Genomic DNA, 9,757 nt, shown 5'->3' with positions numbered 1-9,757 from the left:
GGTGCAGGGTTTGTGAGTTCGTCGGCGTCGGCTCAGACGGTGACCGTTTCTGATCCGGCTCCGGTGGATGTGGAGACGACGACGTCGTTGTCGGTCCCGGCTACGGCGATCACGGGTACTGCGGTTGATCTGACGGCGACGGTTGCTCCGAACAATGCTGTCGGTTCGGTGCAGTTCAAGTCGAACGGCACTGCGATCGGTTCACCGGTGACGGTGACTGGTGGTGTTGCGACATTGAGTCATGCGTTCGATGCTGCTGGTGCACAGAGTGTTACGGCTGACTTCACCGCTGGTGCAGGGTTTGTGAGTTCGTCGGCGTCGGCTCAGACGGTGACCGTTTCTGATCCGGCTCCGGTGGATGTGGAGACCACGACGTCGTTGTCGGTTCCGGCTACGGCGATCACGGGTACTGCGGTTGATCTGACGGCGACGGTTGCTCCGAACAATGCTGTCGGTACGGTGCAGTTCAAGTCGAACGGCACGGCGATCGGTTCTACGGTCACGGTGACTGGTGGTGTTGCGACATTGACCCATGCGTTCGATGCTGCTGGCGCTCAAAGCGTTACGGCTGACTTCACCGCTGGTGCAGGGTTTGTCAGTTCGTCGGCGTCGGCTCAGACGGTGACCGTTTCGGATCCGGCTCCGGTGGATGTGGAGACCACGACGTCACTCTCGGTTCCGGCGACGGCGATCACGGGTGCGGCGGTTGATCTGACGGCGACGGTGGCTCCGAACAATGCTGTCGGTACGGTGCAGTTCAAGTCGAACGGCACGGCGATCGGTTCTACGGTCACGGTGACTGGTGGTGTTGCGACATTGAGCCATGCGTTCGATGCTGCTGGCGCTCAAAGCGTTACGGCTGACTTCACCGCTGGTGCAGGGTTTGTCAGTTCGTCGGCGTCGGCTCAGACGGTGACCGTTTCGGATCCGGCTCCGGTGGATGTCGAGACCACGACGTCACTCTCGGTTCCGGCGACGGCGGTCACGGGTGCGGCGGTTGATCTGACGGCGACGGTTGCTCCGAACAATGCTGTCGGTTCGGTGCAGTTCAAGTCGAACGGCACGGCGATCGGTTCACCGGTGACGGTGGCTGCTGGTGTTGCGACATTGAGTCATGCGTTCGATGCTGCTGGCGCTCAGAGTGTTACGGCTGACTTCACCGCAGGTGCTGGGTTTGTGAGTTCGTCGGCGTCGGCTCAGACGGTGACCGTTTCTGATCCGGCTCCGGTGGATGTCGAGACCACGACGTCGTTGTCGGTTCCGGCTACGGCGATCACGGGTACGGCGGTTGATCTGACGGCGACGGTTGCTCCGAACAATGCTGTCGGTACGGTGCAGTTCAAGTCGAACGGCACGGCGATCGGTTCTCCGGTGACGGTGACTGGTGGTGTTGCGACTCTGTCGCGTTCGTTCGATGTTGCTGGTGCTCAGAGTGTTACGGCTGACTTCACCGCTGGTGCTGGGTTTGTGAGTTCGTCGGCGTCGGCTCAGACGGTGACGGTCTCTGATCCGGCTCCGGTCGACAAGGCGACAAAGACGGTGCTGAGTGTTCAGGGTGAAGCCAAGGTCGGACTGCCTGTTGATCTCTTCGCGACAGTGTCCGAAGATCCCTCGGACGCCCTGGTGCCTTCCGGCGGAACGGTCCAGTTCAAGATCGGTGGAGTCGATCTGGGCGCCCCGGTCGCGGTTGTGGACGGAGTTGCCAAGCTGCCGCACGTATTCGGAGCAGAAGGCACCTTTGCAGTCTCGGCTGTATTCAGTGGATCCGGTGTGTTCACGTCGTCCACTGCGGAGTCTGTCGACGTCAATGTCACGGTTCCGACCCCGTCGGATGTCGAAAGCTCTACGTCGTTGACGGCTCCGTCCTCGGCAAAGGTCGGCACGGCGGTGCAGCTGAAGGCTGTGGTCAGTTCTTCCGGCGCGACGTCGGGAACCGTCCAGTTCTTCGACGGAACGACTCCGATCGGAACTGCCGTTGATGTTGTCGGTGGGCAGGCTGTGTTGAGCCACACCTTCACCACGACCGGCAACCATTCGATCACCGCGGTCTACAGCGGCGCCCAGGGTGTCACGGGTTCCACGTCGACTGCATCGGTTGTGAACGTCGGCAACGGGGGCGGTGACTTCGGTTCGCTCGGATCGTTGTCGCTGCCGTTCGGTTCCTGATTCTCCGATGATGTGATGCCCCTTGTGCCCCACAGGCGCAAGGGGCATCACTCTTCGCAAATCGATGATTGGTCGTTAGCGGAACTATCGGCAATTCGTGATTTTTTGTCGGTATTTGTCCGAAAAAACTGATACAAGTACTACTTTTGACGGGTACTGTACGGGCGTCCAGCTTCAATTCTGATTTTCGCTCTGTTCGAGTATTCCGAGAGAAGAACCAATGCACATCTCGACGCTCCGGCACTGTGCCGCGCCCCTGACCGGCGCTGCCCTGGTGGCCGGGATGCTGCTTATAGGTGGTGGGCAGGCCGCTGCGCAGACCACCACGACCTCGTTCAAAAGTACGTGCCGCGCATCGGCGACCATCAACGTCGACAAGACCAAAGACGATTCCGTCATCGTCAATGCGCCGACCAAAGTGGTATCCGGAGAGACATTTACATTCACGATTCAGCCGGGCCCGGCTTCATACCCGGACAGTGATTCCGGTGCGACTACCAGCAATCTGTCGAGGTTGAAGTTCGATTTCGAGATTCCGAACAACACGACATTCGTTCAGGCCGCGGTGCTGCCGAACACGGGTAAGAACCTCGATGGGGTTCCGGCAGGCGTGCTGAGGATCAACACGTCGGGTTCAGCCGATTCGGCAGGGCCTCTGCTTCGGTTGTCGGGCAACAACGAAGTCATCGCCAACGGCACTTCGAACAGCACCAACAGCGAAGGGGGAATCCGTGCTCCCAAGCTCAAGAAGAATCTGGACGGATCGTCCAACAGCAACGGGGACAGTTGGTTCCAGATGCCGGCCGTCGAGGTAACCGTCGTCGCAGGCACCGCCGGGACGGCCATCACTCCGAAGGTGCGGACGTCCGGCAGCGCCGGAAGTTACAACGCAAGCGAGAATTTCAGTACCCAGCTCGCCAAAGCAACTTTTCTCGGTGGAACCCAGTGGGCGCCGACCAAGTGTTCTCCGCGGGACGGAACGGGATCGGGGCTCAATCGTGGCGCAGGCGCGCTGGCGACCATCGCAGTATCGAGTGCTGATGCACCCTCGACCACACAGCTCAACCTACCGGCCTCGACATACGTAGGCACCGAGATAACCCTGACTGCAGGCGTTTCCGGTGGAACATCCGGTGGCACGGTTCAGTTCAAGGACGGAGACAACCTGATCGGTGGACCGGTCGCGGTTGTCAACGGCACCGCCGCGCTTCCACACACGTTCACGACGGCCGGCGACCACAGTGTCACTGCCGAATACAGCGGCGTATCCGGAGTCTCCGGATCGACATCGGCGCCCAAGGTGATCAAGGTCCAGTCCGCACGCACTGCGACATCGGTTGCAGTCACCGCGCCCGAGAATTCGGCGATCAACGTGCCAGTGGACTTGAGCGCAACAATCTCACCGACACCGACGGGTGGCACGGTTCAGTTCAAGGACGGATCGAACAATCTCGGTGCGCCGCAGCAGGTTACCTCCGCCCAGGTCAAGCTGACCACCTCCTTCACAACTCCCGGACAGCACTCGATAACTGCGATCTACAGCGGAACAACCGAATTTGCCGGCTCGACGTCAACTCCACAGATCGTCGGAGTCGCAGCAGCAGATTCGGTGACGACAACATTCGTCAACCTTTCCGGGTCGGCTGCGACCGGTGACCAAGTAGCGCTGTCCGCATCAGTCTTCCCGACGCCCACTGGCGGAACGATTCAGTTCAAGGACGGTGGAGTCGATATCGGTGCCCCTGTCGAACTCGTCGGAGGGACAGCAAACCTTACCCACAGTTTCGATTCGGCAGGCAGTCATTCGGTCACCGCGATCTACTCGGGAGCGGCGGGCTTCACAGCCTCGACGTCGCTACCGAAGACGATCACGATCGATGACGGAATCTCCGGCACCACGACGGTAGTCACCGTGCCGGAATCGGCATCGACTCGGAACCCGGTCGAGTTGCGCGCGACGATCAATCCCGCACCAGCGGGTGGCACCGTTCAGTTCGCCGACGCGGGAGTGCCGCTCGGCGATCCGGTTGCCGTCGACAACGGTGTAGCTGTCGTCACCCATTCCTTCACGACGGCTGGAACGCACGCGATCACTGCGCTCTATTCCGGTGATCCGACATCCGCAGGATCGGTTTCGACGGCGCAGAGCATCGAGGTGACGTCCTCCGATGTGGCTACGTCGACAACGGTGACCGTCCCGGCGACCGCCCGGACCGGCGGTGCCGTAGATCTGAAGGCATCGGTTGAACCGAAGCCTTCCGGTGGCACCGTCCAGTTCACGAACGCGGGCTCGCCTATCGGATATCCGGTCAACGTGGTCGATGGTGTCGCGACGCTCAGCCACGTCTTCACGAATTCCGGGTCTCACGATATTGCCGCTGCGTTCAGCGGCGCTGTCGGATTCGACGGTTCCACGTCCGCCCCGGGCACCGTGGAGGTCAGTCTCGCGGATCTCGGCACCGCCACTCTGCTCAGTGTTCCCGGCGAAGCAAAGACCGGCGCCGCCACCGACCTTTGGGCTTCGGTGTTCGAATTGCCGAGTGGGCAGCCTGTTTCGACCGGTGGAACCGTTCAGTTCTCCGACGGAGGGGTCAGCCTGGGTGCGCCGGTGTTCGTATTCGACGGAGTCGCCAAGCTGACACATACTTTCTCCACTACGGGTGCACACGAGATCGTTGCGACCTACAGCGGATCCGAAGGCCGTAACGGCTCGGCAGCGCAGGCACGTTCGATCAACGTGTCGCAGGCGACTGCGTCGGACATCTCGACCGCCACCGTCATATCAGTACCCGGCACAGTCACGGTGGGTTCGCAAATTTCGTTGAGCGCCAACGTCATCGCCTCGGAGACCGCAGGTGGAACCGTGCAGTTCATGGATGGCGACACACCAATCGGTCAAGCGGTTGTACTGGTCAACGGCGATGCCACCATGGGGCATACCTTCGACAAGGTGGGTGCCCACCCGATTACCGCTGTCTACAGCGGTGCTGCCGGATTCTCCGGCTCGACGTCGGCGGCTACTTCCGTCCTCGTCGAGAAGGCCTCGACCGGCAACGGTGGCGGCGGATCCAGTGATTTTCTTCCGTTCGGTTCCTGACCTTCGTGCGTTGCTAGCTGAGGAGTATTCGTGTCTGTGAGAAGAAGTTCCGCGGTTGTGGTGGCGGCGTTGGTCGGCGGTGTATTGGTGGCCGGTGGTGTTGCTTCGGCGGCTCCGTCGTCGTCGCCGCCCGTGGAGAAGAGCGTCGACTTCAAGTTGGGGTGTGACGGCTACGAGCATTTGGCCGTTGACATCTCGGATGTGTTTCATTCGACGGGTGTGACGGTGTCGGCGCCGGAGAAGGTAGTGGCAGGGTCGACCTTCACGTACCGGGTGCAACCGAATGCGATGTCAGTGCCGACAGGTGGCCATGCGGGTCGCAGTGTCGGTAAGTGGACACGACTGAAGTACGACTTCGACATTCCTTCGGGTGTGTCCTTCGTGGATGCGCGAGTGGTGACAGGTTCATCGTCGAATCTGTCAGGTGTGGCTCCGTCGGTGATTCGGATCAACGACGGCGGTTCGCCGGATGGTGCGGGTACGCATCTACGTATTTCGGGGAACAACCAGACTGCTGACTCGAACAACAAGGGCAGCAACGGCCCGAGCTCGAGCAAGAACAGCGACGGCGGAATCGAGGTCGCAGCGGGGAATACCTTCCGGTTGCCGGCGATCGATGTGACGGTGGTTGCCGGTGCCGCCGGCAGCACGGTGCAGCCGAAGTTGCGTGCAACCGACGGTGATTCGGGCTCGTTCAATTCACCGAAAAACGCGTTCACGTTCCTGCAGTACGAGACGTTGTGGCCGGGGTACTGGGAGCGGTACAACTGCTCGCCGCGTGATTCGAACAATGGTGGATTGAATGCCGGTGGTCAGGCGCTGGCCACTGTCAACGTCGTCACACAGGTGGGCACGACAACAACCCTCACATCCGGAACGACGGCCACCGTCGGCCAGTCGACGGACCTGGTAGCGCAGGTCTCGCCGGCGCCGACCAGCGGCACCATTCAGTTCAAGGACGGTGGAACCGACATCGGTACTCCCGTCACCATCGTCAATGGTGTTGCCACACTGCCGCATACCTTCACAACAGCGGGGAGCCATTCCATAACCGCCGCATACGACGGGGTTCTCGAGTTTCTCGGATCCACGTCGTCGGCACAGACGGTGAACGTCGCGGCACCCAATGAACATACGAGTACGTCGGTCACCGTGCCGGCGAGCGCTGTCGAGCAGACCTCCGTCGAGTTGAACGCATACATCTCACCGGCAACCGACGGTGGAACGGTGCAGTTCAAGGACGGTGGGATCGACATCGGAGGTGCGATTCCGGTGACGGCCGGAGCAGCGAAGCTCGGCCACACTTTCACCACAACCGGTGCGCATTCGATCACCGCAGTCTATTCCGGCACTGCAGGTTTCGACGGTTCGACCGCCGAGGCGCAGACAATCGAGATCTCGAGTGCCACGCAAGACACGACCACGACACTCCAGGTGCCTCCCACCGCGAACAAGGACGCTGTCGTCACATTGACGGCAACCGTGAACCCGCAACCCAACGGTGGAACCGTCCAGTTCAAGGACGGTGGAGTGGCGATCGGTGGCCCGGTGGCAGTGAGTGGCGGAATTGCCTCTGTCTCCCACACGTTCACCGCTACCGGCACACATGACATCACTGCCGAATACTGGGGTGTCGCAGGCTTCGGTGCGTCGAATTCCCAAATTTCGACCGTCACAGTGGCTCTCGTTCAACAGAACACGACCACAGTGCTCAGTGCTCCGGTCGCTGCCTCGACCAGTGCAGCAGTCGATCTGACTGCGGTGGTCTCGCCGACACCAAGCTCGGGAACCATCCAGTTCAAAGACGGCGCGGCGAACATCGGGAGTGCAGTAGCCGTGGTCAACGGATCGGCGACACTCTCACATCAGTTCACCGCCAACGGTGCACACAGCATCTCGGCCGTGTACTCCGGCGGTGCGGAATTCGGCGGCTCGATCTCGGCACCCAAGACCGTGACTGTGTCGACTGCAGCAGTTGACTCGGCGACTACCGTGACTGTTCCGCCCAGTGCGAACACCGGAAACGCCGTCGACCTCAAAGCCGCTGTGTCGCCCGCGGGCAACGGTGGAACGGTGCAATTCAAGGATGGCGGTACGAACATCGGCGGTGCGATTGCGGTGACGAATGGTTCAGCGACGCTCAGCCACACCTTCACCGCGGCCGGCTCGCACGACATCACGGCGGTGTTCTCGGGAACTAACGGGGTGAACGGATCGACATCCAGTGTTCAGTCCGTCCAGGTGAGTGTTGCCGATCAGGGTTCCGTGACATTGCTCAGCGTGCCCGGCGAAGCGAAAACCGGTGTGGAAACGGACCTGTGGGCGAGCGTCCGGACGTCGACTGACGGAATTGTCGGAGAAGGCACCGTGCAGTTCTTCGACGGCGGCGTTGCGATCGGTGGTCCGGAAGCTGTGACGGCTGGCGCTGCCGGCTTGTCCTACACGTTCACGACCACGGGACCTCACACCATCACCGCGGTGTATTCAGGCGGCTCGGGAATCATCGGGTCAACGGCACTGGCACGCACGGTGAACGTCACCGCTCCGGCTCCGTCCGACATCGCAACAGCCACAGGAATAACCGTTCCCGGCAGTTCGACCGTCAACAAGTCGGTAACTCTCTCCGCCACTGTCACCTCGGTGCAGAACGGGGGAACCGTGCAGTTCATGGACGGGGATACGCCGATCGGTGAGGCTGTGGCGGTAATCAACGGGATCGCTGCCCTCAACCACACATTCACGACGACCGGTGTCCACTCGATCAAGGCGATTTACAGTGGCGCAGCCGGATTCACGGGGTCCACGTCCGATGTCCGCACCGTCCAGGTCAACGCGGCGCCCGGTGACGGCGGCAACGGCGGTACCGGTTCGCTCGGAACGGGATCATTGGAGTCTCTTCCGTTCGGTTCCTGACCTGGTCACAGCATCTGCAGTATTCGAATACCGTCGACGGGAGTAGCTATGTCACATCAACAGTTCTGCGATTCAGGTTGGAGAAGTTTCCATGTCGCGTAACCTGATTCGCCGTGGCATAGCCCTCGTCGGCGTCGCTTCAGTGGCGTTGCTGACGGTCGGTTCCATCTCGGCTACCGTCTCCTCTGCTGCGACGGCAACCGTCTCCGAGGGCAAGTACCGGTTCACGCGCAGTTCCAACGTCGACACCGTGTATCTCGGTGACAAGATCACGTACACAACTGCCCTCACCAAGTCCGGTATCGACGGGTACATCAACACCTTCGTCGATGTACACCCCGCCTGCCTGACGTACGAAACGGGCTCTGCGAAACTGACGCGAGGGTCTACGTCGTCGATCACTCCGTCGTCCGTCACGGGAACGTCAGTCACTGTGACCAATGCCGGCTGGCTGGTCAACGGAAACAATCCGTGGACATTCAGCGTGACGTACCTCGTCACGGATTCCTGCGCGTTCGGTGCACTCGGTGGTGGCGTCACAGCCAGGGGCACCGTGATGGGCAGCAGTGGTTTCGGAGTCTCCGAAGATCATTCCACCATGGGACCGTCGGTGACGGTTGCCAAGCGTGACACCACCACTACGCTGTCTGTGCCGGCCACCGCGACGGTGGGCTCGTCGGTAGACCTGACGGCGACAGTCGGGCCCAACAACGTGCCGGGGGCTGTCCAGTTCAAGGACAACAGCAGCAATATCGGGTCCCCTGTCACCGTCAGTGGTGGTGTGGCCACATTGGCTCACTCTTTTGGATCCGTTGGCTCACGCTCCGTGACAGCGGTATTTACGCCAAGTGCGGTGGCGTACGCGAGTTCAACATCCGCCGCCGCGAACGTGGCGGTCTCGAACCCCATTCCGGTGGATGTGCAGACGACGACGTCGTTGTCGGTTCCCGCGACGGCGATTGCGGGTACTGCGGTTGATCTGACCGCTACCGTTGCTCCGAGCAACGCTGTGGGTTCGGTGCAGTTCAAGTCGAACGGCGCGGCCATTGGTTCACCGGTGACAGTCTCCGCGGGTGTTGCGACTCTGTCGCACGTGTTCGATATTGCTGGTGCGCAGAGTGTTACGGCTGACTTCATCGCTGGTGCTGGGTTCGTGAGTTCGTCGGCGTCGGCTCAGACGGTGACGGTCTCTGATCCGGCTCCGGTCGATGTCGAGACCACGACGTCACTCTCGGTTCCCCCGACGGCGGTTACGGGTGCGGCTGTTGATCTGAGCGCGACGGTTGCTCCGAACAACGCTGTCGGCACGGTGCAGTTCAAGTCGAACGGTGCGGCGATCGGTTCACCGGTGACAGTCTCCGCGGGTGTTGCGACATTGAGTCATGCGTTCGATGTTGCTGGTGCGCAGAGTGTTACGGCTGACTTCATCGCTGGTGCTGGGTTCGTGAGTTCGTCGGCGCCTGCTCAGACGGTGACGGTCTCTGATCCGGCTCCGGTGGATGTGGAGACCACGACGTCACTCTCGGTTCCCCCGACGGCGGTTACGGGTGCGGCTGTTGATCTGAGCGCGACGGTTGCTCC

The 9,757-nt window shown here is 61.2% G+C and carries 4 protein-coding genes; all 4 read left to right on the top strand.

From position 1 onward, the window contains the following. Positions 1-2,166, top strand: a 2,166-nt coding sequence (locus R4P70_RS25680; protein ID WP_317832427.1) for an Ig-like domain-containing protein, incomplete at its 5' end; no start/stop codon positions are given. Between the two features lie 220 nt (positions 2,167-2,386). Further along, positions 2,387-5,263: an Ig-like domain-containing protein gene (locus tag R4P70_RS25675; protein WP_317832425.1), complete on the top strand. Its 2,877-nt coding sequence runs from the start codon at positions 2,387-2,389 to the stop codon at positions 5,261-5,263. Between the two features lie 30 nt (positions 5,264-5,293). Then, complete coding sequence (locus tag R4P70_RS25670; RefSeq protein ID WP_317832424.1) at positions 5,294-8,176, top strand: Ig-like domain-containing protein; 2,883 nt, start codon at positions 5,294-5,296, stop codon at positions 8,174-8,176. A gap of 91 nt (positions 8,177-8,267) precedes the next feature. Further along, on the top strand, positions 8,268-9,757 hold a 1,490-nt coding region (locus R4P70_RS25665; protein WP_317832422.1), incomplete at its 3' end, for an Ig-like domain-containing protein.

Source organism: Rhodococcus sp. IEGM 1241 (assembly GCF_033142365.1).
Lineage (GTDB): Bacteria > Actinomycetota > Actinomycetes > Mycobacteriales > Mycobacteriaceae > Rhodococcus_F > Rhodococcus_F erythropolis.
This window is presented reverse-complemented; position numbering and strand designations above follow the sequence as displayed.